A 23,350-nucleotide genomic window follows, 5' to 3' on the forward strand; every position below is an offset into this window, starting at 1 on the left:
TCCTCCTTCTGATAGACTAATACATAGTTTGAAAAAAGGAGACTTATCATGAAAAAATTTGTTGCTGAATTAATCGGTACATTTATGCTTGTGTTCATCGGAACAGGAGCTGTTGTTTTTGGGAATGGTGTTGAAGGTCTTGGACACCTTGGAATTGCTTTTGCCTTTGGTTTGGCAATTGTAGTCGCAGCTTTCTCAATCGGAACTGTTTCAGGTGCTCACTTGAACCCAGCTGTTTCGATCGCTATGTTTGTAAACAAACGTTTGTCATCTTCAGAACTTGTAAACTACATCCTTGGACAAGTAGTTGGAGCTTTCCTTGCGTCAGCGGCAGTATTCTTCCTCTTGTCTAACTCAGGCATGTCAACTGCTAGTCTTGGTGAAAATGCCTTGGCAAACGGTGTCACTGTCTTTGGTGGTTTCTTGTTTGAAGTCATCGCAACTTTCTTGTTTGTCTTGGTTATCATGACTGTAACATCAGCAAGCAAAGGAAATGGTGCGATTGCTGGTTTGGTAATCGGTTTGTCATTGACAGCTTTGATTCTAGCTGGCTTGAACATCACTGGACTTTCAGTAAACCCAGCTCGTAGCTTGGCTCCTGCTGTATTGGTAGGTGGCGCAGCCCTTCAACAAGTTTGGATTTTCATCCTTGCTCCAATCGTTGGTGGTGTTCTTGCAGCTCTTGTTGCGAAAAACTGCCTTGGAACAGAAGAATAAGAAACGAAAAAAGAGTCCTGTTCTCAGTTTGAGGAACAGGGCTTTTTCTATGCAAACAAAAAAGCACTCCCTTTTTGAATGGGAGTGTTTCGTGATTAGCTCAATTCAGCAACGATGGCTTTGATTTGTTCTGCTGTGTGAACACCTGCAACCTGTTTCACAACTTGGCCATCTTTCTTGAAGAGAAGGGTTGGGATAGACATGATTCCAAAAGCACGAGCTGTGTTTGGATTTTCATCAACGTCCATTTTAACGATTTTCAAGACATCTTCTGAAAGTTCTTCAGACAATTTGTCCAAGATTGGACCTTGCATACGACATGGACCACACCAAGTTGCCCAGAAGTCTACCAAGACCAAACCGTCTTTTGTTTCTTGTTCAAATGTTGCATCTGTAATTGCTTTTGCCATTGTATTTCTCCTTTTTTAGTTATATTGGCTTAAATCTTGTTTCATGAGATAGAAGAAGACATCTCCATAAGTCCCATGGTAGTCCAAATCATGACCATTGTAGGTTAATTTTTGGACAGTGTAGTAATCCGCGACACCTATAAGGCAGGCTTGTTGAGAACGTTCAAAGTCTTGGTATGACTCGAAAGTCATGGTTCTCTTTTGCTTGCTGGCATCTAGGTAGGTAATTTCGATCATATAAAACTCCTTTGTTCGATCTTGACTTTATTTTACTCCTTGGAAAGAGGAATGTCAAGAAAAATGATTGCGCACGCAACCTTTTTTTAAAAAATCTGATTACGAAATGAAATCAAGACTCGTCTCCAGTCTTTCTTCGACAGCCTTTTGCAGGTAAGCTAGAGTTGTCTGTCCCTCGTCAGTCAGGCAGATAAAGCTAGCCCGTCTATCCTGATCGCAACACCGGCGACTAAGCAAACCGCAGTTTTTCTCTTCTAGTCGGGCCACCATTCGAGAAACAGCGCTCGGACTAAGATGGAGTTTATCTGGCAGGTCAATCTGTCGTAAGGATTTTTCATCAGCTAGATCCAGATAGTAGAGTAGGTAAAACTCTTTTAAGGTCAACCTTTGTTCACTCTGTTGGGCGATGGTTTCTTCTAACATGGCTTCCATTTCCTTTTGACGACGGTTGTAGTCAAACCATTTTTCTAAGTAGGTCATTGTTTTCTCCTTTCTTTTCAAAGTAAAAATCACAAAGTCATTACTGATTATCTTTGTAACACAAGATGATTGCGCATGCAATGATTATACTACTTTTATCTAATCCTTGCAAGCAAGAAGAATTCCAATATTTCCTTGAAATTTTCTGAAAAAAGAGTAAACTGGTATGCAAGAAGTCTATTTCGTGGAGTTTAGGATGAAATTATATGTTCAATTAATGATTCTCTTTGTGATTTCATTGATCGGTGAGGGAATCTCTAGTTTCTTTCATCTGCCCATCCCAGGCAGTATTATCGGGTTGCTGCTTCTCTTTCTAGCCCTACAGTTCAAGTGGTTACGGATCAGGCATGTCAATATGGTCGGGAATTTCTTGCTGGCCAATATGACCATTCTCTTTTTGCCACCAGCAGTGGGAATCATGGAAAAGTTTGATGTGATTGCCCCTTACCTCTTGCCTATCGTTTTGATTGTCTTTTTTGCAGCTGTTATCAATATTATCCTTATAGCCCTAGTGGTTCAGTTCATCAAACGACGGTTTGAGGGAGATTATGAGAAAGGAGACGCCAAATGAGTGAATTTGTTTCCAATCCCCTATTTGGAATTGCATTATCTATCCTAGCTTATCTAGTAGGGATGTTGATTTACAGACGTTTTCCCCATCCATTGACAACACCCTTGCTGTTGTCGGCTATTTTTATCATTATTTTCCTTAAGGCGACGGGTATTTCTTATCAAGATTATTACCAAGGTGGGGTTTATCTGAACAACTTGATAGTCCCATCGACCGTGGCTCTAGGGATTCCGCTTTACAAGAGTTTTCACCTGATGAAGCACCATGCACGGAGTATTCTCTTTGGTAGTCTGTTAGCAGTAGTTGTCAATACTAGTTTTACAGCCTTAGTTGCGAAAATATTTGGCATGGACTTCTTCCTAGCTATTTCTCTCTTTCCCAAGTCAGTGACAACCGCCATGGCAGTGGGGATCACAGAAAAATTGCAAGGTTTGACGACTGTGACCTTGGTCGTCGTAGTGGCGACTGGGATTTTGACCAGTGTTATCGGACCAACCCTTTTGAAGTGGTTGAAAATTGATGATCCAGTTGCGGTGGGACTTTCCCTTGGTGGAACAGGTCATGCTGTCGGAACGGGTACGGCTTTTCGATACGGTTCTGTAGCAGGAGCTATGGGTGGCTTGGCTATCGGTGTCACCGGTATTCTCTACGTCTTTGTAAGCCCCATCGTAGCCAGTTTGATATTGAGTTAAAGAAAAACCCAGCTTTCTAGCTGGGCATTTTTTATTGCAAATTAACCTTGTTTTTTAAGATATAGTAGGTTCCGAGATAGTAGATAGCCGATAAAAAGAGATCGCGTAAGATTTCTGTACCAGCCATCACGTTAAAGTCATTGTCAACTCTTAAGAAGAAAGTGATATAACCAATAACGATGGAAATGACGATATAGGCTAAAATTCCCATTGCTGTTCGATACTCGTTAAAGAGTTGCCCAATAGAGATGGAGAGGTAAATGGATAAAATCCATGCGATAGAACTGACAAATAGTGATAGGGCATACAGCCAGCCGTAGCTGAGGTAAGGGGAAATGAAGTTATAGAGAGCAGTGAAGTCTTTTTCTATTGGTGTTAAGAAGAAGATAATCAATATACTCAAGATAAAGACGATATAGCTTAAGATGGACCAGACAAGACCACCTAAAAGTTTTGCGATGATGATTTGGTGCTCGGAGACAGGCAAAGTCAAGGTCAAGTAACCTTGGCGGTCATAAACACTACCCTTAAATCTTCGGATGATTAAAAAGATTGTTGCAATCCAAAGAGTGACACTGAGTCCTCCGAAGACTAAAATCAAAAAGAAAATGAGATAGCCTGTATTATCAGGGTTGTAACTAGGGCTAAGACTGCTAATAAAAATTCCAATCAAAACTGAAATTGCAAGTACAGCACCGTAGAGTGCAAGATACCATTTATTGATATTTTTAAATTCATAGCGAACTAAATTCCAAAACATAATAATCTCCTTTAACTAAGCCTTGAACTCTTGACGGAAGAGCTGGTCAATGGATTCACCTGACTCGTAACGAATATCATCAACATTTCCTTGTCGGGCGACTTTTCCGTCTTTGAGGAAGATAATCTCATCCAAGATTGGCTCAATATCTGAAATCAAGTGGGTTGAAATCAGCACCGTAGAGGTTGGTGAGTAGTTGTTGATGATGGTATTGAGGATATAATCACGGGCAGCTGGATCCACTCCACCGATCGGTTCATCGAGGACATAAAGACGAGCTTCGCGGCTCATAACCAGGATGAGTTGAACTTTTTCCTTGTTCCCTTTTGATAGTTTCTTGAGGCGGTTGTTCTCATCAATGCCAAGATCAGCTAACAGGTGTTGGGCTCTTTCGAGATTGAAATCTTGATAGAAGGTTTTAAAATAGGTTAGAGCATCCTTAACCTTCATCTCTTCATTGAGATAAGTTGTGTCAGGCAGATAAGAGACAATCGCCTTGGTGGCTGGACTTGGATCCTGTCCGTTAATGAGGACACGTCCTTTATCGGGCTGAAGGAGGCCATTGATCAGTTTGATTAAGGTTGTTTTCCCGGATCCGTTTGGTCCAAGGAGTCCGACAATCTTTCCGGCTGAGATCTCTAGTGAGATATTGTCAAGTGCCGCAGTTGCTCCATAAGATTTTGATACATTCTCAAGTGCTAGTAGTGTCATAGTCTTAAACTCCTTTGATATAATCACTTAATACATTTGGCAGTTCTTCTTTTTGGTAGCCAAATTGGAGCATGCAAGAGACGAAGTGTTGCAGTTGCTCCTCGGAAAGTTGTTTGCGGGACTGAACGATGAGGTCCAAATCCTCGGTGACAAAACGACCAGTTGTTCGCTTGCTGTATACAAATCCTTCACGTTCAAGGTCAGATAAGGCGCGCTGAATGGTATTAGGATTGACCCCAGCCTGGCTCGCCAGTTCTCTCACGGTAGGGAGCTGTTGGTTGGGTTCCAGTTCATGGGAAACAATCTGTAGTTTGATTTTTTCCATAATCTGTAAATAAATCGGTTTTGTATTATCAAATGACCAGGACATCATAGTCTCCTTTCTTTGTCTTTCTTGTTCTAATCAAATAATACAATAAAACAAAAAACTTGTCAAGTAAAAATAAGAATTGTTTTGGGAATTGCTCAAAAAATGGTATAATGAAAAGAAAACGACAAGGAGGGAAATGCATGCGTTGTCCAAAATGTGGGGCTACAAAGTCAAGTGTTGTTGATAGTCGACAAGCCGAAGAAGGAAATACCATCCGCCGAAGACGTGAGTGCGATGAGTGTCAGCATCGTTTTACAACCTATGAACGAGTAGAAGAAAGAACGCTGGTCGTCGTCAAAAAAGACGGTACACGTGAGCAGTTTTCGAGAGATAAAATCTTTAATGGGATTATTCGCTCAGCCCAGAAACGCCCTGTTTCAAGTGACGAAATCGGCATGGTGGTCAATCGCATCGAACAAAAACTCCGTAGTCGCAGTGAGAATGAGATCCAAAGTGAATATATTGGGTCTTTAGTCATGGAAGAATTGGCAGAGCTGGATGAGATTACCTATGTTCGTTTTGCCAGTGTTTACCGTAGCTTTAAGGATGTAAGTGAGTTGGAGAGTCTGCTCCAGCAAATCACCCAGTCCTCTAAGAAGAAAAAGGAAAAATAGATGAAACCAAATGACCGTTTTTCTTTTCTAAAGAATAATCGGGTGTCGCAAGATACCTCTTCTCTGGTGCAGTGCTACCTCCCGATTATCGGTCAGGAGGCGCTGAGCCTCTATCTATATGCCATTACCTTTTGGGATGGTGGGCAAAAAGAACACCTCTTTTCCCATATCCTCAATCACTTAAACTTCGGCATGCCGACCTTGCTCCAATCCTTTAAAGTCTTATCTGCCTTAGATCTGTTGACCCTTTATCAGAAGGGGGAGAACTATGAATTGCAGCTCCATTCTCCCCTCTCCAGTCAAGAATTTCTAAGCCATTCTGTCTATAGTAGATTATTAGAGAAAAAGATTGGGGATACTGCAGTCGCTTCCATGAAGCAGGCTCCAAGTGAGGGAGAAGCACTCTCTGTTTCTTTGAGTCAAGTCTTTCCAACCCTGACTGACGAAGTGACTCCAAGCGAGTCTAAAAGCAAGTTAAAAAATGATTTTGATTTGGAACATTTCCAGCGCCTGATGGCTCGAGATGGTTTGCGTTTTAAAGACGAGCAGACGGATGTTTTGGAATTGTTTGCCATCGCAGATGAAAAAAAATGGACCTGGTTTGAAACTTATCAATTAGCCAAGGCGACAGCAGTAGCTCAGGTTATTTCAGTCAAACGCATGCGTGAAAAGATAGCACAAAAACCAGCATCTTCTGACTTTAGCCCCAAAGAAATGACCATTATCAGGGAAGCCAAAAATAAAACTCCCCTGCACTTTTTAGCGGAAATCAAGCAAACGCGTAAGGGGAACATCACCCAAAGTGAAAGAGAACTCCTTCACCAGATGGCGTCTTTAAGCTTGTTGGATGAAGTCATCAATATCATCTTGCTTCTAACCTTTAACAAGGTTGATTCGGCCAATGTCAATGAAAAATACGCCATGAAGGTCGCAAATGACTACGCTTATCACAAGATTCGAACAGCAGAGGAAGCTGTGCTTCGGATTCGAGAGCGTCGGCAAAAAGGGCAAGAAGAACAGAAAAACAAGGTCAGCTCAACTAAGACAAATGTTCCTAAGTGGAGTAATCCAGAATACAAGAATCAAACCAGTGAGGAAACTCGTCTGGAACTAGAACGCAAAAAACAAGAAATGTTAGCCCGATTAGAAGAAGGAGGAGACTAGATGGAAAGTGTTGGTGATGTAATCAAACGTCAGACAAGTCGTTTTCAGTATCAGGACCTAGTCCAGCAGATTATGAAAGACCCAGATGTAGCAGCTTTTATCCAGAAAGAATCCCTCAGCCAAGAGGAGTTAAATCGTAGCATCTCCAAGTTCAACCAATATATCACAGAACGGGATAAGTTTCTTCGTGGGGATGCGGACTATATAGCGCGTGGCTATAAGCCTATCTTGGTTATGAATCACGGTTATGCGGATGTGTCTTATGAAGAAACACCAGAACTAATCGCGGCAGAAAAAGAGGCGGCAATCAAAAATCGTCTCAAGTTGATCAATCTACCAGCAAGCCTTAAGAAAGCGAAATTGGCTCAGATTGACCTAGATGATCTAGGCCGTTTGCCGATTTTTGAGAGACTCTATGCCTTTGTTGACCTTTATCCAAGCATCCGAAAAGGCCTCTATCTTTACGGAGATTTTGGTGTTGGTAAGAGTTTCATGATGGCAGCCTTAGCTCATGACCTATCTGAAAAACGTGGGGCCTCAACAACTATTCTCCACTATCCAAGCTTTGTCATTGATGTGAAAAATGCCATCGGTGAAGGATCTGTGAAGACCTTGGTGGATGACATCAAGCTAGCAGAAGTCTTGGTCTTGGATGATATTGGTGCAGAGCAGTCAACACCTTGGGTGCGTGATGAGATTCTCCAAGTTATTCTCCAGTATCGTATGCAGGAAGATTTGCCGACCTTCTTTACTTCCAACTTTAATTTCCAAGATTTGGAAAAACATTTTTCCAAAGGAAAGAATGGAAATGACGAGACTTGGGAAGCTAGACGGGTCATGGAACGAATCCGTTATTTAGCTGAGGAAACCAGACTAGAAGGAGAAAATCGCCGATGACAGAAACCATTAAACTGATGAAAGCCCATACTTCAGTTCGTCGCTTTAAGGAGCAAGAAATTCCTCAAGCGGACTTGGACGAGATTTTGACTGCTGCTCAAATGGCGTCATCTTGGAAAAATTTCCAATCCTACTCTGTGATTCTTGTACGTAGTCAAGAGAAGAAAGATGCCTTATATGAATTGGTTCCTCAGGAAGCCATTCGCCAGTCAGCTGCCTTTTTGCTCTTTGTCGGTGACTTGAACCGAGCTGAAAAGGGAGCAAGTCTTCATACGGACACTTTCCAACCTCAAGGGGTAGAAGGCCTCCTTATCACGTCTGTTGACGCTGCGCTTGCGGGGCAAAATACCTTGCTTGCTGCTGAGAGTCTGGGATATGGTGGTGTTATCATCGGTTTAGTCCGCTACAAGTCAGAAGAAGTGGCAGCGCTTTTTAACCTACCTGACTATACCTACCCTGTTTTTGGGATTGCCCTTGGCGTGCCAGATCAACAACACGAGGTCAAACCAAGACTGCCTTTGAACCAAGTGGTATTTGAAGAAGAATACCAAGAACAGCCTGTTGCAGCGATTTTGGACTATGACAAAGTACAGGCAGACTATGCTGGTGCGCGTGCGACGACCTCTTGGAGTCAGCGTTTGGCAGAGCAGTTTGGTCAAGTCGAACCTCGTTCAACTCGGAAGAATCTAGAACAGAAAAAGTTATTGTAGAAAGTGAGAAAATATGGCCTTACCAACTGTTGCCATTGTAGGACGTCCCAATGTTGGGAAATCAACCCTATTTAACCGAATCGCTGGTGAGCGAATCTCAATCGTAGAAGATGTCGAGGGTGTGACACGTGACCGTATCTATGCAACGGGTGAGTGGCTCAATCGTTCCTTTAGTATGATTGATACTGGAGGGATTGACGACGTCGATGCTCCCTTCATGGAGCAAATCAAACACCAGGCAGAAATCGCTATGGAAGAAGCGGATGTCATCGTCTTTGTAGTTTCTGGGAAAGAAGGGATTACAGATGCGGATGAATACGTAGCCCGTAAACTCTATAAAACCCATAAACCTGTTATCCTTGCCGTTAACAAGGTTGACAACCCAGAAATGCGAAATGATATTTTTGATTTCTATGCGCTAGGATTGGGCGAACCGCTGCCAATTTCGTCTGTCCACGGTATTGGTACGGGTGATGTGCTGGATGCCATTGTGGAAAATCTACCACACGAAGTCGAAGAAGAAAATCCAGATGTGATCAAATTTAGCTTGATTGGCCGTCCTAACGTTGGAAAATCAAGTTTGATCAACGCTATTTTGGGAGAAGACCGCGTGATTGCTAGTCCAGTAGCTGGAACAACGCGTGATGCCATTGATACCCATTTTACAGATACGGATGGACAAGAGTTTACCATGATTGATACAGCTGGTATGCGTAAGTCTGGTAAAGTCTATGAAAATACGGAGAAATATTCTGTCATGCGTGCCATGCGTGCCATTGACCGTTCTGACGTGGTCTTGATGGTCCTCAATGCCGAAGAAGGTATCCGTGAGTACGACAAGCGTATCGCAGGTTTTGCCCATGAAGCCGGTAAAGGGATGATTATCGTGGTCAATAAGTGGGATACCCTTGAGAAAGACAACCACACCATGAAGAAATGGGAAGAGGATATCCGTGAGCAATTCCAATACCTACCTTATGCTCCGATTGTCTTTGTATCCGCTCTCACCAAGCAACGTCTCCATAAACTGCCTGAGATGATTAAGCAAATCAGTGAAAGCCAAAACACGCGTATTCCGTCTGCGGTGCTTAACGATGTCATCATGGATGCCATTGCTATCAATCCAACACCGACAGACAAAGGCAAGCGCCTTAAGATTTTCTACGCAACCCAAGTGGCAACAAAGCCACCAACCTTTGTCATCTTTGTCAACGAAGAAGAACTCATGCACTTTTCTTACTTGCGTTTCTTGGAAAATCAAATCCGCAAGGCCTTTGTCTTTGAGGGAACACCGATTCACTTGATCGCGAGAAAACGAAAGTAAACCTTGCTTGTTTTTCTACAAAAATAAACTAAAAGAAGACTTCATAGTCTTCTTTTTTCTATACTAAAAGGGGAGAAAAGAACCTGCCAAATTGGAGGAGAATCTGTCATCAAATTTCAATCATTTTCCTAGCTTTTGTAATCTATTTGTAATGAAAATGCACTTTCTTTGTAAAAATCAAAATGCTATAATTCCTTAAATCAATTTTCCTTTATCAGGGAGGATATTATGAAAAAAAGCAGATTATTTAAACATAGTTTGTTGGTTCGCTTGCTTGGGTTGCTGATGGTCTTTCTCTTCTTGTCAGCATTCACAGCACCTGAAAAACCTGAGTACGGGATCTATGACCCAGATCACTATCTAACGGATGAGACTATAAGTCAGATTCGGGAATTGAATAATGTCAATAGTAAAAAATCAGAAAAATTCCAGATGGGCGTTTACGTTGTGAAAAGCCTAGATGGAGAAACAATCGAGACTGTCGCCAACGAAACAGCTAGAGCTTGGAAGATTGGCTACTCGGGAGACAACAACGGCGCCTTGATTGTGGTCGCTGTTGAGGATAGAAAATCACGGATTGAAACCAGTAATAATGTGGCAAGTAAGATCACAGACTATCAGACCAATAGATTTTTGAAAACAGCACGACCTTACTTTCAAAAGGGAGACTACAGCAATGGAGTTCTTTCTATAGCAAACAATCTCAACTACATGTTTTATAGTGGATCGAGTACGACTGCTTCAAGTTCTAAAAGTAGTTACGACTATACTACCAACTCTAGTCGCTTAAGGGAACTGGAAAGGTATGCTGGTGAGAGGAGTTCTTCACGACGTCATCGAAAAAGCAGTTCGAGTGACGGAGTTATCGGATTTGGAATTCTCATTTACTTCATCGTGATGATTATCGGATTTATATCTGGAGGTCGTGGTGGTGGTTCACATGGCGATGATTCTGGCGGTGGCTGGTGGGGCGGTGACTCATCAGATTCAGGTTCCTCTTGGTCTGACTCAGGATCCGACTCATCTGGTGGCTGGGACGGCGGTGGCTTTGATGGCGGTGGTTCGTCTGATGACTGGTGAGTGATCATATATTACTCAAACCGATTTCTCCATACAGTAAGGTGACTCCTTTGCAACAGTTCACTCCTTAATTAAAAATAAAAACAAAGTTTGGGAAATTGATTTAAAATCTGAGTATTTTCTCAGAAAAGTTGATAAAAGAAAGTGTTAAGGTTTTGATATGAAACAAAATAAAGTAATTCTCTCAATAGTGGCGATTTTCTTTGGACTACTAGTTCTGGGAAGTTGTTCCGCAGTGACGACCTATAATGCTCTGGTTGGTGAACAGACTAAGGTGGAGCAGGCTCAGGCCGATGTCTCGACAGCCCTCCAACGTCGTTCGGACTTGATTGGTAACTTGGTGGAGTCCGTTAAAGGACAAATGAATCATGAAACCGAAGTCTTTACCAAGATTGCGGATGCTAGAGCTAAAATCGGTAGTAGCTCTGTTACATCGGAAGAAAACCAAAAGGCTCAGGGAGAGTTGAGCTCAGCTCTTTCCCGCTTGATTTCCTTGACGGAGAATTATCCAGAACTCAAGAGCAATCAAAATGTTGAGCAACTAATGGTCGAACTTTCAGGCAGTGAAAATCGTATCTTTGTAGCACGCAAGGACTATAATAAAGTCGCAGCCGAGTACAATCAAAAGTTGAGAAGTTTTCCAACCGTGCTTTTTGCGAATATGATGAACTTTAAAGAAGCTGAAACCTTTAAAGAAACTGAAGAAGCCAAGACAGTTCCTAAGGTTGATTTTGGAACCTCTTCATCAAGTCAATAAAGTGAATCAGCATATGAATAAAGTAATTTCTCTAGTAAGACTAGTGATTTCAAACTCAAACCTGGAAAGTCTTTTCCAGGTTTTTTTGGTATAATAAAAGGGAAGAGACAGTGACTCAAATGGAGGTTTGCTATGGAGAAAACAAAAGCCTTTCTTGAAGCGCACTACAAGAGATATATCCTTACGATTTGCCTTCTCTGGTTCCTCATGTTTTTTCTTCCTTGGGATTGGCAAATAGGAGGAGTTTCAGTATATTATTTCGTTATGAGAAAACTCTTTGTGGTTTTTGGTGTTTTATCTATCCTATACTCCGTGCTGATTAAAAAAATCAGTCTTCTCATCTTTGGCATCATCTTTTGCTTGGCCTTCTGGATCAATCTCTTTTTGTATTTTGGGATATTGCCTGCATTCTTGGGAAATTAAACATTAAAAATTGGTGGACTAGACGAGCTTCTAGTCCTTTTTTCTTTCTTGTTAAAATAGTTGGAGATATGAAAATAATTTTGTTGACGGGCTGTCTGTATGATATAATAAGTCCCGTAAAAAGAAGATTAAGGGATTTGAAAATGGCTAAAAAAGTAAAAGATTATTATGACTTGACTTATGCTAGGGATTTGAGTCGACGGTTGCAAGAAGCGTCCCCTGCCTTTGATGGACAAAAGTTTAGGCTGTTGTTAGAAAAAGACTTGGAAAATTTGGAGTTTAGCCAGCGTCAAGAACTCTTGGCTAAAAGTATCAAAGAATGTCTCCCCCTATCTTATCAGGACTCTCTCAAGGTTTTTGAGAAAATTTTAGGTCCTGAGTTAGAGGGTGGTTTAGGCATGTTTTCAGAAGGGTATTGGCTTTGGCCAATCGGCAAATATGTAGAACTATATGGAGACAAGGAATTTGAATTGAGCGCGGCCTTTAGTAAGGAACTCACCAAGCGGTTTACGGGAGAATTTTCCATGAGGCCCATACTGGCTCGCTATCCTAAGGCTACAATGGCTTTGCTGTTAGAATGGAGTCAGGATGAAAATTTGCGCGTTCGTAGACTTGCCAGCGAGTGCATGCGTATCCGTCTGCCTTGGGCTAAGAGACAAACCGTGGTGTTAGATTATCTTGAGGATTTCACCACTATTCTGACCAATCTAAAGGATGATGGAGACAAGTCCATTCAAAAAAGCGTAGCCAACAATCTAAATGATTTATATAAGGAAGCCCCCGATAAGTTTGAAAGAATTATTCAAGCTTGGCAAAAGGAGGAGCTAAGTCCAAGTTGTGCTTGGATCATCAAGCATGCATCTCGAACAAAAAACAAAAAAATAGCATCAGAAGATTTATGCAAAAAAAGCTGAATTTTGACTGGTCTTTTCCGTTGTAAATTAAGGATTCTTTCTTGAAAAATAATAGTAAATATGCTAAAATGAAAAGAACATTCTAAAATATTCAGAATTAAAAGTAAGGAAAATCATGGCTAATATTTTAAAAACGATTATTGAAAATGATAAAGGAGAACTTCGCCGTCTAGAAAAGATGGCCGATAAGGTTCTTAATTATGAGAGCCAAATGGCTGCGATGTCAGACGATGAGCTAAAAGCAAAAACTGACGAATTTAAAGAACGTTACAACAAGGGTGAATCACTTGATTCACTACTATATGAAGCTTTTGCGGTAGTACGTGAAGCAGCAAAACGTGTCCTTGGGCTTTTCCCTTATAAGGTTCAGGTCATGGGTGGGATTGTTCTTCACCATGGTGACGTTCCAGAGATGCGTACTGGTGAAGGGAAGACCTTGACAGCGACCATGCCAGTATACCTCAATGCCCTTGCAGGTAAAGGAGTTCACGTAGTTACAGTCAATGAATACCTAACAGAACGTGACGCGACTGAGATGGGTGAGCTCTACTCATGGCTCGGTCTGTCAGTAGGGATCAACTTGGCAGCTAAATCTCCAATGGAGAAAAAAGAAGCTTATCTTTGCGATATTACCTACTCAACCAACTCAGAGATTGGTTTCGACTACCTTCGTGACAACATGGTCGTTCGTGCAGAAAACATGGTACAACGTCCACTCAACTATGCCTTGGTCGATGAGGTGGACTCGATCTTGATCGATGAAGCCCGTACTCCTTTGATCGTTTCAGGTGCCAACGCAGTTGAAACAAGCCAACTCTACCATATGGCGGATCACTTCGTAAAATCCTTGGACAAGGACGACTATATCATTGACGTGCAGTCTAAGACGATTGGTTTATCTGATTCTGGTATTGACAAGGCTGAAAGCTACTTCAAACTAGAAAATCTCTACGATATCGAAAACGTAGCTCTTACACACTTTGTTGACAATGCCCTTCGTGCCAACTATATCATGATCCTTGATATCGACTATGTGGTTAGCGAAGAGCAGGAAATTTTGATTGTCGACCAATTTACAGGTCGTACCATGGAAGGTCGTCGTTACTCTGATGGCTTGCACCAAGCCATCGAAGCCAAAGAAGGTGTGCCAATCCAAGACGAGACCAAGACTTCAGCTTCTATTACCTACCAAAACCTCTTCCGTATGTATAAGAAATTGGCAGGGATGACAGGTACTGGTAAAACAGAAGAAGAAGAATTCCGCGAAATCTACAACATTCGTGTTATCCCAATCCCTACTAACCGTCCAATCCAACGTATTGACCACTCAGACCTTCTCTATGCAAGTATCGATGCCAAATTCAAGGCTGTTATTGAAGATGTGAAGGCGCGTTACCAAAAAGGTCAACCTGTCTTGGTTGGTACAGTTGCCGTTGAAACCAGTGATTATATTTCTAAGAAATTGGTAGCAGCAGGCGTTCCTCACGAAGTCTTGAATGCGAAGAACCACTATAGAGAAGCTCAAATTATCATGAACGCTGGTCAACGTGGTGCGGTTACTATTGCAACCAACATGGCCGGTCGTGGTACCGACATTAAGCTTGGTGAAGGGGTTCGTGAACTTGGTGGACTTTGCGTCATCGGTACAGAGCGCCACGAAAGTCGCCGTATTGATAATCAGCTTCGTGGACGTTCAGGACGTCAAGGAGATCCAGGTGAGTCACAATTCTACTTGTCTCTTGAAGATGATTTGATGAAACGTTTTGGTTCAGAACGTTTGAAAGGTGTCTTTGAACGCCTCAACATGTCTGACGAAGCTATCGAATCTCGCATGTTGACGCGTCAGGTTGAAGCAGCTCAAAAACGTGTCGAAGGAAACAACTACGATACTCGTAAACAAGTCCTTCAATACGATGATGTTATGCGTGAACAACGTGAGATCATCTATGCACAACGTTATGATGTCATTACTGCAGATCGTGACTTGGCACCAGAAATCCATGCTATGATTCGTCGTACCATTGGACGTATCGTGGATGCACATGCACGTTCTAAGGAAGATGAAAAATTGGAAGCAATCTTGAACTTTGCTAAGTATAACTTGCTTCCAGAAGATTCAATCAACCGTTCAGATTTTGCAGGTTTGTCAGACCAAGCTATCAAGGATGAACTTTACCAACGTGCCTTGAAAGTCTATGACAACCAAGTTGCTAAGCTTCGTGACGAAGATGCAGTAAAAGAATTCCAAAAAGTCTTGATTCTACGTGTTGTAGACAACAAGTGGACAGACCATATCGATGCTCTTGACCAGTTGCGAAACGCTGTTGGCCTTCGTGGTTATGCACAAAACAACCCTGTTGTAGAATACCAAGCAGAAGGTTTCCGCATGTTTAACGACATGATTGGTTCGATCGAATTCGATGTGACCCGCTTGATGATGAAAGCACAAATCCATGAACAAGAACGTCCGCAAACTGAACACAATATCAGTACAACTGCGACTCGTAATATCGCAGCTCAGCAGGCAAATCTTCCAGAAGATTTGGACTTGAGCCAAATCGGACGAAATGACCAATGTCCATGTGGATCTGGTAAGAAATTCAAGAACTGTCATGGTAAGAGACAATAATATGAGATAAGATACAGGCGGATACCTGGTGAAAATCATTTTTTACTTGGTGTCCGTTTGCTTTATAAGGAGATGAATCATGGTATTTACAGCTAAAAGCCCCAAAATTAATATTGAAGAAGTTCGTGCCTTGTCAAAACTAGATGATTTGGCTTATGAGAAAAAATACCAGCGTGATCAAGAACTAGAAGCGATTATCCGTGGAGAAGACCAGCGTATTCTTTTGGTGATTGGACCATGTTCATCTGATAATGAGGAGGCAGTCCTCGAGTATGCCAAGCGCTTATCTGCCTTGCAAGAAGAAGTCAAAGATCGTATTTTTATGGTCATGCGGGTCTATACAGCCAAACCTCGTACCAATGGAGATGGCTATAAGGGCTTGATTCACCAGCCGAATGCGACAGAAGCCCCTAGTTTGATCAATGGAATCAAGGCTGTTCGCCAACTGCACTATCGTGTGATTACCAAGACTGGTATGACAACTGCTGATGAGATGCTCTACCCAGAAAACCTTCCTTTGGTGGATGATTTGATTTCTTATATGGCTGTAGGAGCTCGTTCAGTCGAGGACCAGCAACACCGTTTTGTAGCGAGTGGAGCAGGTTTTTCTACAGGGTTTAAAAATCCAACATCTGGAAATCTCAATGTTATGTTTAACGGGATTTATGCAGCTCAAAATAAACAGAGTTTCCTTTTCCTCGGTAAAGAGGTGGAAACAACAGGGAATCCCTTGTCCCACGCCATTCTTCGTGGTGCCTTGAATGAATATGGGAAAAATATTCCCAACTATTACTATGACAATTTAGTGGATACCATTGATCAGTATGAGAAGATGGGCTTGGAAAATCCCTTTATCATCATCGATACCAATCATGACAATTCGGGCAAGCAGTACATGGATCAAATCCGTATCGTTCGCCAGACCTTGATCAACCGTGACTGGAATGAGAAAATCAAGAAATACGTTCGTGGTTTTATGATTGAGTCCTATCTAGAAGATGGACGTCAAAATGAACCAGAAGTTTTTGGTAAGTCCATTACAGATCCGTGTCTAGGATGGGACAATACGGAAGCACTTGTTCGCGAAATCTACCAAACGATAGGAGAATAAGATGGCATTTATCGAAAAAGGTCAAGAAATAGATATTGAAGCAATCAAGGCTGCAACTCAGCTGTCACCTGAAGTCTTGCGTTATAAGGAAGCACGAGATCGAGAGTTGGCAGCCATCATCTCGGGTGAGGATGACCGAATTCTTTTGGTGATGGGGCCTTGCTCTTCTGACAATGAAGAGGCTGTTTTGGAATATGCCCGCCGTTTAGCTGACTTGCAGAAAAAAGTTGCGGATAAAATCTTTATCGTCATGCGAGTCTATACAGCCAAACCTCGTACCAATGGAGATGGCTATAAGGGTTTGATTCATCAGCCAAATGCTAGCGAGGCTCCTAGTCTCATCAATGGTTTGCAGGCTGTTCGTCAGCTACACTACCGTGTGATTACCGAAACGGGCTTGACGACAGCTGATGAGATGCTTTATCCGTCTAACCTCGTTTTGGTCGATGATTTGGTCAGCTATCATGCGGTTGGAGCTCGCTCAGTGGAAGACCAGGAACATCGCTTTGTAGCTTCTGGGATTGATGCTCCAGTTGGGATGAAAAATCCAACATCTGGCAACCTCGGGGTTATGTTTAATGCTATCTATGCAGCTCAAAACAAGCAAACCTTCCTTTACCACGGCCAAGAAGTGGAGACTTCAGGAAATCCCTTGGCCCACGTGATCCTTCGTGGCGCCATGAATGAATATGGAAAAAATGAACCTAACTTCTACTATGAGACCCTCTTAAACGCTATCAACCGTTATGAGACCATGGGACTTGAAAATCCCTTTATCATCATCGATACCAATCATGACAATTCTGGTAAGCAGTATATGGAACAAATCCGCATTGTTCGCAAAGCCTTGCTGAATCGTGATTGGAATGAAAAGATTAAAAAGACGGTTCGAGGCTTTATGATTGAATCTTACCTAGCAGATGGTCGCCAAAACCAGCCAGAGGTCTTTGGTTGCTCTATTACTGACCCTTGTCTAGGTTGGGAAAATACAGTGGCCTTGGTAGACGAAATTTATACTACCTTAACAAAATAAGTGAAAAGGATGGAGTTGGGGGAATCTCAACTCCTTTTGATGAAAATGATAGTTGGACATGGAATTGACATCGAAGAATTGGCTTCGATAGAACGCGCTGCTACACGGCACACAGGATTTGCCGAGCGGGTGCTAACCACTAAGGAAATGGAGCGATTTACCAGTCTCAAAGGCCGCAGAAAAATCGAATATTTGGCAGGTCGTTGGTCGGCTAAGGAAGCCTTTTCCAAGGCTTTGGGAACTGGTATTGGCAAACTGACCTTTCAGGATTTGGAAGTCTTGAACAACGAAAGTGGGGCTCCCTATTTTAGTCAGGCACCGTTTTCAGGAAAGATTTGGCTATCGATCAGCCACACAGATCAGTTTGTGACAGCCAGTGTCATTTTGGAGGAAAATCATGAAAGCAAGTCCACATAGACCGACCAAGGCTCTGATTCATCTGGGAGCTATTCGAAAAAATATCCAACAGATGGGAGCTCATATCCCACAAAGGACGCTCAAGTGGGCAGTGGTTAAGGCCAATGCCTATGGACATGGTGCTGTAGCTGTTGCGACAGCTATCCAAGGAGATGTCGACGGCTTTTGCGTTTCCAATATTGATGAAGCTATTGAACTTCGTCAGGCTGGAGTTAGCAAGAAAATCCTTATCTTAGGTGTGTCTGAGTTAGAAGCTATTGGCCTAGCTAAAGAATATGACATCACTTTGACGGTGGCAGGACTGGAGTGGATTCGAGCACTCTTAGCTACTGGGGCTGACCTAGCTGGCTTATCGGTTCACCTCAAGATTGACTCAGGAATGGGACGGATTGGTTTTCGAGAAGCTAGTGAGGCTGAGCAGGCTCAAGCCTTGCTCAAGCAAGAGGGTGCTCGTGTTGAGGGAATCTTTACCCACTTTGCAACTGCAGATGAAGCTTCAGACACCTACTTTAATGCCCAGTTAGAACGATTTAAAACCATTCTGTCAAGCATGAAGGAAGTGCCAGAGTTGGTTCATGCCAGCAACTCGGCAACGACTCTTTGGCATGCAGAGACTATTTTCAATGCCGTCCGTATGGGAGACGCCATGTATGGTCTGAATCCTAGCGGAGAGGTCTTGGACTTGCCTTATGATTTGACACCGGCCTTGACCTTGCAATCTGCCCTTGTTCATGTCAAAACAGTTCCAGCTGGAGCTTGCATGGGCTATGGAGCCACCTATCAGGCGGATAGCGAACAAGTCATTGCGACGGTGCCAATCGGCTATGCGGATGGTTGGACACGAGACATGCAGAATTTCTCCGTCTTGGTAGATGGACAAGTTTGCCCAATCGTCGGCAGGGTTTCGATGGACCAAATCACCATTCGTCTGCCTAAGGTTTACCCGCTAGGAACCAAGGTAACCTTGATTGGCTCCGACGGAGATAAGGAAATCACAGCTACTCAGGTAGCAGTCTACCGTGGAACTATTAACTATGAGGTCGTTTGTCTCCTCAGCGATCGCATTCCTAGAGAATACTATTAAAACTAAGAAAGGAGGGGGAGCATGAATCTACACCAACCCTTGCATGTCTTGCCTGGTGTGGGGCCAAAGTCAGCAGAGAAATACGCCAAACTAGGAATTGAAAACTTGCAAGACCTCTTGCTCTACTTTCCTTTCCGTTATGAAAATTTCAAGACCAAGCAAGTATTGGAACTAGAAGATGGCGAAAAGGCTGTTCTGTCTGGTCAGGTAGTGACTCCTGCTAATGTCCAGTATTATGGTTTTAAGCGTAATCGCCTGCGCTTTAGCCTCAAGCAAGGAGAAGTCGTTTTTGCGGTTAATTTCTTTAACCAGCCTTATCTAGCTGATAAGATAGAATTGGGAGCAACGCTTGCCGTTTTTGGAAAATGGGATCGGGCTAAGGCCAGTCTGACTGGAATGAAGGTTCTTGCTCAGGTGGAGGATGACCTCCAGCCTGTCTATCGTCTGGCTCAAGGAATCAGTCAGGCAGGACTGGTCAAGGTCATCAAAACGGCTTTTGATCAGGGATTGGACCTCTTGATAGAGGAAAATCTTCCCCAGTCTTTACTTGATAAATACAAACTCATGTCCCGTTGTCAGGCCGTTCGTGCCATGCATTTCCCTAAGGATTTGGCAGAATACAAGCAGGCCCTTCGCCGTATCAAGTTTGAGGAACTCTTTTATTTTCAAATGCAGTTGCAGACGCTCAAGTCTGAAAATAGAGTTCAGGGAAGTGGTCTGGTTCTGAATTGGTCTCAGGAAAAGGTGACAGCTGCTAAAGAAAATCTGCCTTTTGCCTTGACCCCAGCTCAGGAAAAGAGTTTACAGGAAATTTTGGCCGACATGAAGTCCGACCACCACATGAATCGACTCTTACAAGGAGATGTGGGGAGTGGGAAAACGGTAGTCGCTGGCTTGACCATGTTTGCGGCAGTGACGGCTGGCTACCAGGCTGCTCTCATGGTACCGACAGAAATCCTAGCAGAGCAACATTTTGAGAGTTTACAGAGTCTCTTTCCAGACTTGAAACTCGCTCTCTTGACAGGGTCCTTGAAAGCTGCAGAAAAAAGAGAAGTCTTGGAGACCATAGCAAAGGGTGAGGCTGATTTGATTATCGGGACCCATGCTTTGATTCAGGATGGGGTCCAGTATGCTCGTCTTGGTTTGATTATCATCGATGAGCAGCACCGTTTTGGTGTGGGGCAAAGGCGGATTTTACGGGAAAAAGGGGACAATCCAGACGTCCTCATGATGACGGCGACTCCCATTCCACGGACCTTGGCCATCACAGCCTTTGGAGATATGGATGTTTCCATTATCGACCAGATGCCTGCGGGTCGGAAGCCCATTGTGACTCGCTGGATCAAGCATGAGCAGCTGCCTCAGGTCTTGACTTGGTTAGAGGGAGAAATTCAAAAAGGTTCCCAAGCCTACGTCATCTCTCCCTTGATTGAAGAATCTGAAGCTTTGGATCTGAAAAATGCCATTGCCTTATCAGAGGAGTTGACGGCTCATTTTGCAGGTAAGGCTGAAGTGACTCTTCTACATGGTAAGATGAAGAGTGATGAAAAAGACCAGATTATGCAGGATTTCAAAGAGAGAAAAACGGATATTCTAGTATCTACAACTGTTATCGAGGTTGGGGTCAATGTCCCTAATGCGACCGTTATGATTATCATGGATGCCGATCGGTTCGGTCTCAGCCAACTTCACCAGCTCAGAGGCCGTGTGGGTCGGGGTGACAAGCAGTCCTATGCTGTTCTCGTGGCTAATCCCAAGACTGACTCTGGGAAGGACCGCATGCGCATCATGACAGAAACGACCAATGGATTTGTCCTTGCGGAGGAAGATTTGAAAATGCGTGGTTCTGGTGAGATTTTTGGAACCAGACAGTCAGGACTTCCAGAGTTTCAAGTGGCTGATATTATCGAAGATTTTCCTATTTTAGAAGAAGCCAGGAAGGTTGCCAGCTACATTAGTTCGATAGAAGGTTGGCAAGAGGATCCAGAATGGCGCATGGTTGCTCTCCATCTGGAAAAGAAAGAACATCTAGATTAAGCCTTTTCTAAGAAATCTATAAGCTAGCTTTTAGGTTTGGGTCTTATACTAGAGTCATCAAAAAGAAACGAGGACTCACATATGACGATTAAAGTAACCTACCAAAAGAAATTTCAGACTTTCAAACTAGAGAAAGGAGCTAGTACCTATTGATACACAGAGAGCGGAAACGCTCTTTTTATTTTTATAATATGGTCGGCTATAAATCAAACTTAGTCGAGTGATAAAAAGATATTAGTCTCCAAGCCTATTTACTCTTTGACTGAAGCTTGATATAATTGCCCCATCTGAGTAAGGAGGAGTGAAAAGATTGTTAGAAACAAGAACGATTGCTATCCAAGATAGGTATGGAGAACGATTTCAGTATTGTTGGGGATGTGGTCCCAAGAATGATTTAGGCTTACATTTAAAAACCTATCCAAGTATAGATGGAAAGAGTTGTATTAGTCGGATAAAGCTTGAAAATGCTTATACTGGTGGAGTTCCATCAAATGTCTTTGGAGGAATGATAGCGACTATTTTTGATTGCCATGGCACGGCCTCAGCAGCTTGGTTTGCCCATCATCAAAAAGGGTTGGAACTGACGGAATCAACTGTGATAGGACGTTTTATTACTGCTCGCTTGGAGATTGATTACCTTAGTCCTAGTCCAATTGAAGATGAAATTGTGGTCACTTCTACATTGGAGGAATTAGGGGAAAGAAAAGCAATTATTGCTATGGAGATGACAGTGGCTACTAAAGTCCGTGCCAAAGCCAAAATGGTAGCAGTTGCTGTAAAGGATCATATGTAAAACGGAAGATTAGAAGTTTAAGATTTTAAAACTACTTTCAGACGATCAGTTTGAGGGAGGAGAATCTAAAATCACTTTCTGTTTACCATTCTTTCTTGCATTGCTTTTCTAGATATGCTACAGTTATGATAGCGATTACAATTCAAAAGGGGCATGCTATGAAAAATCCAGCTTTGTTAGAAGAAATCAAGACTTATAAAGGAAGGGATGAGGTTCCAGAAGACTTTGATGCTTTTTGGGATGAAGAGGTCAAAAAAGTTTCAGTCCTTCCTGCCTACCAATTGGAGGAAAGAGATTTCCATATTCCCCAAGTTAAGTGCTATGAGCTAACCTTTGAAGGAACGAATGAAGGCAAGGTCTATGCACGAATCGTCCTTCCAAAGACTGAGGAGAAGGTTCCGCTAATCTTCCATTTCCATGGATACATGGGGCGTGGTTGGGATTGGGCTGACATGCTGGCCTATACTGTGGCTGGTTACGGTGTTGTTTCCATGGATGTCCGTGGCCAGTCAGGCTATTCTCAAGATGGTTTGCGCTCTCCTTTGGGAAATACCGTTAAGGGACATATCATCCGTGGTGCTGTGGAAGGTCGAAACCAGCTCTTTTATAAGGATGTCTATCTTGATATTTACCAGTTGATCGAAATTGTTGCTAGTCTGCCACAGGTAGATAAGGAAAGACTTTCTAGCTATGGTGCCTCACAAGGAGGAGCTTTAGCCCTGGTTGCAGCAGCGCTCAATCCTCGGATTCAGCGAACAGTTGCCATCTATCCTTTCTTGTCCGACTTTAGAAGAGTGCTTGAGATTGGCAATACCAGTGAAGCCTATGACGAACTTTTCCGTTATTTCAAGTTTCACGATCCCTTCCATGAAACAGAGGATGAAATCATGGCGACTCTAGCCTATATCGATGTGAAGAATCTTGCCCATCGTATCAAGGGAGAGGTCAAGATGATTACGGGCTTGGATGACGATGTTTGCTATCCCATTACCCAGTTTGCGATATACAACCGTTTAACTTGCGACAAATCCTATCGTATCATGCCCGAGTATGCTCACGAAGCCATGAATGTTTTTGTCAATGACCAAGTTTATAACTGGCTCTGTGGCAGCGAGATTCCTTTTAAGTACGTAAGATAATGAATGAGAGAGCCCCCAGAGCTCTCTTTTTATGTCCAAAACCTGAAAGTACTTTTAGAAAATTCAAAATATTAAAATATTCTTAAAAGTAAAATCTATTCTGTGGGAACACAGATATAAATATAAGACTTTGTTGTATAATAAAGGAAAAGTCAAGTAAGAAAGGAGAAGGAATTCTACTGTTTAAAACAGATGACAGTAGGGAGATGGAGGTAAGAATGAGAGAGCTCATTCATTTGTATTGCTTTTTTATTGTATAGTCATAAGGACTAAAAA

General features: G+C 42.7%; 26 protein-coding genes. 20 read left to right on the top strand and 6 right to left on the bottom strand.

Annotation, left to right across the window (positions count from 1 at the left end; translation table 11 throughout):
* Window positions 1-48 precede the first annotated feature (48 nt).
* Window positions 49-717, top strand: coding sequence for an MIP/aquaporin family protein (locus tag SNAG_RS02600; RefSeq protein WP_096406256.1), 669 nt, complete (start codon window positions 49-51; stop codon window positions 715-717).
* Between the two features lie 95 nt (window positions 718-812).
* On the opposite strand, the gene trxA is transcribed toward SNAG_RS02600, so the two are convergent.
* The 3 genes from trxA to SNAG_RS02615 form a co-directional block, all read right to left on the bottom strand.
* Entirely contained in the window at window positions 813-1,127 is a 315-nt protein-coding gene (trxA, locus tag SNAG_RS02605) for a thioredoxin (RefSeq protein WP_001029581.1), read from the bottom strand.
* Between the two features lie 15 nt (window positions 1,128-1,142).
* Window positions 1,143-1,364 (bottom strand): DUF4649 family protein, encoded by a 222-nt coding sequence (locus tag SNAG_RS02610; RefSeq protein ID WP_096406258.1) that lies wholly within the window; start codon window positions 1,362-1,364, stop codon window positions 1,143-1,145.
* Window positions 1,365-1,463: 99 nt separating this feature from the next.
* Window positions 1,464-1,844 carry a MarR family winged helix-turn-helix transcriptional regulator gene (locus SNAG_RS02615; RefSeq protein WP_084971259.1) on the bottom strand — a complete coding sequence of 127 codons (381 nt, stop codon included), beginning with the start codon at window positions 1,842-1,844 and terminating at the stop codon, window positions 1,464-1,466.
* A 196-nt stretch (window positions 1,845-2,040) separates the two neighbouring features.
* Here SNAG_RS02615 and SNAG_RS02620 point away from each other — a divergent pair, with 196 nt between their 5' ends.
* Complete coding sequence (locus SNAG_RS02620; RefSeq protein WP_096408816.1) at window positions 2,041-2,415, top strand: CidA/LrgA family protein; 375 nt, start codon at window positions 2,041-2,043, stop codon at window positions 2,413-2,415.
* Complete coding sequence (locus SNAG_RS02625) at window positions 2,412-3,107, top strand: LrgB family protein (protein ID WP_049490044.1); 696 nt, start codon at window positions 2,412-2,414, stop codon at window positions 3,105-3,107. Before SNAG_RS02620 ends, SNAG_RS02625 begins: the two co-directional genes overlap by 4 nt.
* Before the next feature lie 31 nt (window positions 3,108-3,138).
* Here SNAG_RS02625 and SNAG_RS02630 read toward each other — a convergent pair whose 3' ends face one another.
* The 3 genes from SNAG_RS02630 to SNAG_RS02640 are packed head-to-tail and all read right to left on the bottom strand — an operon-like array spanning window position 3,139 to window position 4,948.
* A complete protein-coding gene (locus SNAG_RS02630) occupies window positions 3,139-3,867 on the bottom strand; it encodes a hypothetical protein (RefSeq protein WP_096406261.1) in 729 nt (242 codons plus the stop codon).
* 15 nt (window positions 3,868-3,882) lie between these two features.
* Entirely contained in the window at window positions 3,883-4,578 is a 696-nt protein-coding gene (locus SNAG_RS02635; protein WP_096406263.1) for an ABC transporter ATP-binding protein, read from the bottom strand.
* Window positions 4,579-4,582: 4 nt separating this feature from the next.
* Window positions 4,583-4,948, bottom strand: coding sequence for a GntR family transcriptional regulator (locus tag SNAG_RS02640; protein ID WP_096406266.1), 366 nt, complete (start codon window positions 4,946-4,948; stop codon window positions 4,583-4,585).
* 140 nt (window positions 4,949-5,088) lie between these two features.
* Here SNAG_RS02640 and nrdR point away from each other — a divergent pair, with 140 nt between their 5' ends.
* From nrdR to SNAG_RS02730, 17 genes are all read left to right on the top strand, one after another.
* On the top strand, window positions 5,089-5,562 hold the full coding sequence (gene nrdR / locus SNAG_RS02645) for a transcriptional regulator NrdR (RefSeq protein ID WP_001203676.1): 474 nt from the start codon (window positions 5,089-5,091) through the stop codon (window positions 5,560-5,562).
* Window positions 5,563-6,726, top strand: coding sequence for a DnaD domain protein (locus SNAG_RS02650; protein ID WP_096406268.1), 1,164 nt, complete (start codon window positions 5,563-5,565; stop codon window positions 6,724-6,726).
* The gene (gene dnaI / locus SNAG_RS02655; RefSeq protein ID WP_096406271.1) at window positions 6,727-7,623 is read left to right on the top strand and encodes a primosomal protein DnaI; all 897 of its coding nucleotides are present in this window, start codon (window positions 6,727-6,729) and stop codon (window positions 7,621-7,623) included.
* Entirely contained in the window at window positions 7,620-8,333 is a 714-nt protein-coding gene (locus SNAG_RS02660; protein WP_096406274.1) for an NADPH-dependent oxidoreductase, read from the top strand. Before dnaI ends, SNAG_RS02660 begins: the two co-directional genes overlap by 4 nt.
* 13 nt (window positions 8,334-8,346) lie before the next feature.
* Window positions 8,347-9,657, top strand: a complete 1,311-nt coding sequence (gene der, locus SNAG_RS02665) for a ribosome biogenesis GTPase Der (protein ID WP_001207709.1) — start codon at window positions 8,347-8,349, stop codon at window positions 9,655-9,657.
* Between the two features lie 228 nt (window positions 9,658-9,885).
* A complete protein-coding gene (locus SNAG_RS02670) occupies window positions 9,886-10,737 on the top strand; it encodes a TPM domain-containing protein (protein WP_096406276.1) in 852 nt (283 codons plus the stop codon).
* A gap of 160 nt (window positions 10,738-10,897) precedes the next feature.
* Complete coding sequence (locus tag SNAG_RS02675; RefSeq protein WP_096406279.1) at window positions 10,898-11,494, top strand: LemA family protein; 597 nt, start codon at window positions 10,898-10,900, stop codon at window positions 11,492-11,494.
* Window positions 11,495-11,626: 132 nt separating this feature from the next.
* Window positions 11,627-11,917: a hypothetical protein gene (locus SNAG_RS02680; RefSeq protein ID WP_096406280.1), complete on the top strand. Its 291-nt coding sequence runs from the start codon at window positions 11,627-11,629 to the stop codon at window positions 11,915-11,917.
* Window positions 11,918-12,060: 143 nt separating this feature from the next.
* Window positions 12,061-12,831, top strand: coding sequence for a DNA alkylation repair protein (locus SNAG_RS02685; RefSeq protein WP_096406283.1), 771 nt, complete (start codon window positions 12,061-12,063; stop codon window positions 12,829-12,831).
* Window positions 12,832-12,946: 115 nt separating this feature from the next.
* Window positions 12,947-15,460: a preprotein translocase subunit SecA gene (gene secA / locus SNAG_RS02690; protein ID WP_096406286.1), complete on the top strand. Its 2,514-nt coding sequence runs from the start codon at window positions 12,947-12,949 to the stop codon at window positions 15,458-15,460.
* Between the two features lie 79 nt (window positions 15,461-15,539).
* Entirely contained in the window at window positions 15,540-16,571 is a 1,032-nt protein-coding gene (locus SNAG_RS02695; RefSeq protein ID WP_096406288.1) for a 3-deoxy-7-phosphoheptulonate synthase, read from the top strand.
* Between the two features lies 1 nt (window position 16,572).
* Window positions 16,573-17,604 carry a 3-deoxy-7-phosphoheptulonate synthase gene (locus SNAG_RS02700; protein WP_096406291.1) on the top strand — a complete coding sequence of 344 codons (1,032 nt, stop codon included), beginning with the start codon at window positions 16,573-16,575 and terminating at the stop codon, window positions 17,602-17,604.
* A gap of 45 nt (window positions 17,605-17,649) precedes the next feature.
* Entirely contained in the window at window positions 17,650-18,021 is a 372-nt protein-coding gene (gene acpS / locus SNAG_RS02705; RefSeq protein WP_096408819.1) for a holo-ACP synthase, read from the top strand.
* On the top strand, window positions 18,002-19,105 hold the full coding sequence (alr, locus tag SNAG_RS02710) for an alanine racemase (RefSeq protein WP_096406294.1): 1,104 nt from the start codon (window positions 18,002-18,004) through the stop codon (window positions 19,103-19,105). The genes acpS and alr overlap by 20 nt, the downstream gene beginning before the upstream one ends.
* Window positions 19,106-19,126: 21 nt before the next feature.
* Window positions 19,127-21,142, top strand: coding sequence for an ATP-dependent DNA helicase RecG (gene recG / locus SNAG_RS02715; protein ID WP_096406297.1), 2,016 nt, complete (start codon window positions 19,127-19,129; stop codon window positions 21,140-21,142).
* A 310-nt stretch (window positions 21,143-21,452) separates the two neighbouring features.
* On the top strand, window positions 21,453-21,935 hold the full coding sequence (locus tag SNAG_RS02725) for an acyl-CoA thioesterase (RefSeq protein WP_096406300.1): 483 nt from the start codon (window positions 21,453-21,455) through the stop codon (window positions 21,933-21,935).
* Window positions 21,936-22,093: 158 nt separating this feature from the next.
* Window positions 22,094-23,074: an acetylxylan esterase gene (locus tag SNAG_RS02730; RefSeq protein ID WP_096406302.1), complete on the top strand. Its 981-nt coding sequence runs from the start codon at window positions 22,094-22,096 to the stop codon at window positions 23,072-23,074.
* The last annotated feature ends 276 nt before the right edge of the window (window positions 23,075-23,350 follow it).

Origin of the sequence: Streptococcus sp. NPS 308 (assembly GCF_002355895.1) — a bacterium.
In the GTDB taxonomy this organism is placed as follows: domain Bacteria; phylum Bacillota; class Bacilli; order Lactobacillales; family Streptococcaceae; genus Streptococcus.

What these genes read in the sequence shown, in the direction of transcription:
- SNAG_RS02685 (WP_096406283.1), top strand. Translation starts at nt 12,061, where the DNA reads ATGGCTAAAAAAGTAAAAGATTATTATGACTTGACTTATGCTAGGGAT.
- SNAG_RS02730 (WP_096406302.1), top strand. Translation starts at nt 22,094, where the DNA reads ATGAAAAATCCAGCTTTGTTAGAAGAAATCAAGACTTATAAAGGAAGG.
- SNAG_RS02625 (WP_049490044.1), top strand. Translation starts at nt 2,412, where the DNA reads ATGAGTGAATTTGTTTCCAATCCCCTATTTGGAATTGCATTATCTATC.
- SNAG_RS02610 (WP_096406258.1), bottom strand. Translation starts at nt 1,364, where the DNA reads ATGATCGAAATTACCTACCTAGATGCCAGCAAGCAAAAGAGAACCATG.
- SNAG_RS02600 (WP_096406256.1), top strand. Translation starts at nt 49, where the DNA reads ATGAAAAAATTTGTTGCTGAATTAATCGGTACATTTATGCTTGTGTTC.
- SNAG_RS02635 (WP_096406263.1), bottom strand. Translation starts at nt 4,578, where the DNA reads ATGACACTACTAGCACTTGAGAATGTATCAAAATCTTATGGAGCAACT.
- trxA (WP_001029581.1), bottom strand. Translation starts at nt 1,127, where the DNA reads ATGGCAAAAGCAATTACAGATGCAACATTTGAACAAGAAACAAAAGAC.
- acpS (WP_096408819.1), top strand. Translation starts at nt 17,650, where the DNA reads ATGATAGTTGGACATGGAATTGACATCGAAGAATTGGCTTCGATAGAA.
- SNAG_RS02660 (WP_096406274.1), top strand. Translation starts at nt 7,620, where the DNA reads ATGACAGAAACCATTAAACTGATGAAAGCCCATACTTCAGTTCGTCGC.
- recG (WP_096406297.1), top strand. Translation starts at nt 19,127, where the DNA reads ATGAATCTACACCAACCCTTGCATGTCTTGCCTGGTGTGGGGCCAAAG.
- SNAG_RS02700 (WP_096406291.1), top strand. Translation starts at nt 16,573, where the DNA reads ATGGCATTTATCGAAAAAGGTCAAGAAATAGATATTGAAGCAATCAAG.
- SNAG_RS02640 (WP_096406266.1), bottom strand. Translation starts at nt 4,948, where the DNA reads ATGTCCTGGTCATTTGATAATACAAAACCGATTTATTTACAGATTATG.
- SNAG_RS02695 (WP_096406288.1), top strand. Translation starts at nt 15,540, where the DNA reads ATGGTATTTACAGCTAAAAGCCCCAAAATTAATATTGAAGAAGTTCGT.
- nrdR (WP_001203676.1), top strand. Translation starts at nt 5,089, where the DNA reads ATGCGTTGTCCAAAATGTGGGGCTACAAAGTCAAGTGTTGTTGATAGT.
- SNAG_RS02680 (WP_096406280.1), top strand. Translation starts at nt 11,627, where the DNA reads ATGGAGAAAACAAAAGCCTTTCTTGAAGCGCACTACAAGAGATATATC.
- secA (WP_096406286.1), top strand. Translation starts at nt 12,947, where the DNA reads ATGGCTAATATTTTAAAAACGATTATTGAAAATGATAAAGGAGAACTT.
- dnaI (WP_096406271.1), top strand. Translation starts at nt 6,727, where the DNA reads ATGGAAAGTGTTGGTGATGTAATCAAACGTCAGACAAGTCGTTTTCAG.
- SNAG_RS02670 (WP_096406276.1), top strand. Translation starts at nt 9,886, where the DNA reads ATGAAAAAAAGCAGATTATTTAAACATAGTTTGTTGGTTCGCTTGCTT.
- SNAG_RS02650 (WP_096406268.1), top strand. Translation starts at nt 5,563, where the DNA reads ATGAAACCAAATGACCGTTTTTCTTTTCTAAAGAATAATCGGGTGTCG.
- SNAG_RS02615 (WP_084971259.1), bottom strand. Translation starts at nt 1,844, where the DNA reads ATGACCTACTTAGAAAAATGGTTTGACTACAACCGTCGTCAAAAGGAA.
- SNAG_RS02675 (WP_096406279.1), top strand. Translation starts at nt 10,898, where the DNA reads ATGAAACAAAATAAAGTAATTCTCTCAATAGTGGCGATTTTCTTTGGA.
- SNAG_RS02630 (WP_096406261.1), bottom strand. Translation starts at nt 3,867, where the DNA reads ATGTTTTGGAATTTAGTTCGCTATGAATTTAAAAATATCAATAAATGG.
- der (WP_001207709.1), top strand. Translation starts at nt 8,347, where the DNA reads ATGGCCTTACCAACTGTTGCCATTGTAGGACGTCCCAATGTTGGGAAA.
- SNAG_RS02620 (WP_096408816.1), top strand. Translation starts at nt 2,041, where the DNA reads ATGAAATTATATGTTCAATTAATGATTCTCTTTGTGATTTCATTGATC.
- alr (WP_096406294.1), top strand. Translation starts at nt 18,002, where the DNA reads ATGAAAGCAAGTCCACATAGACCGACCAAGGCTCTGATTCATCTGGGA.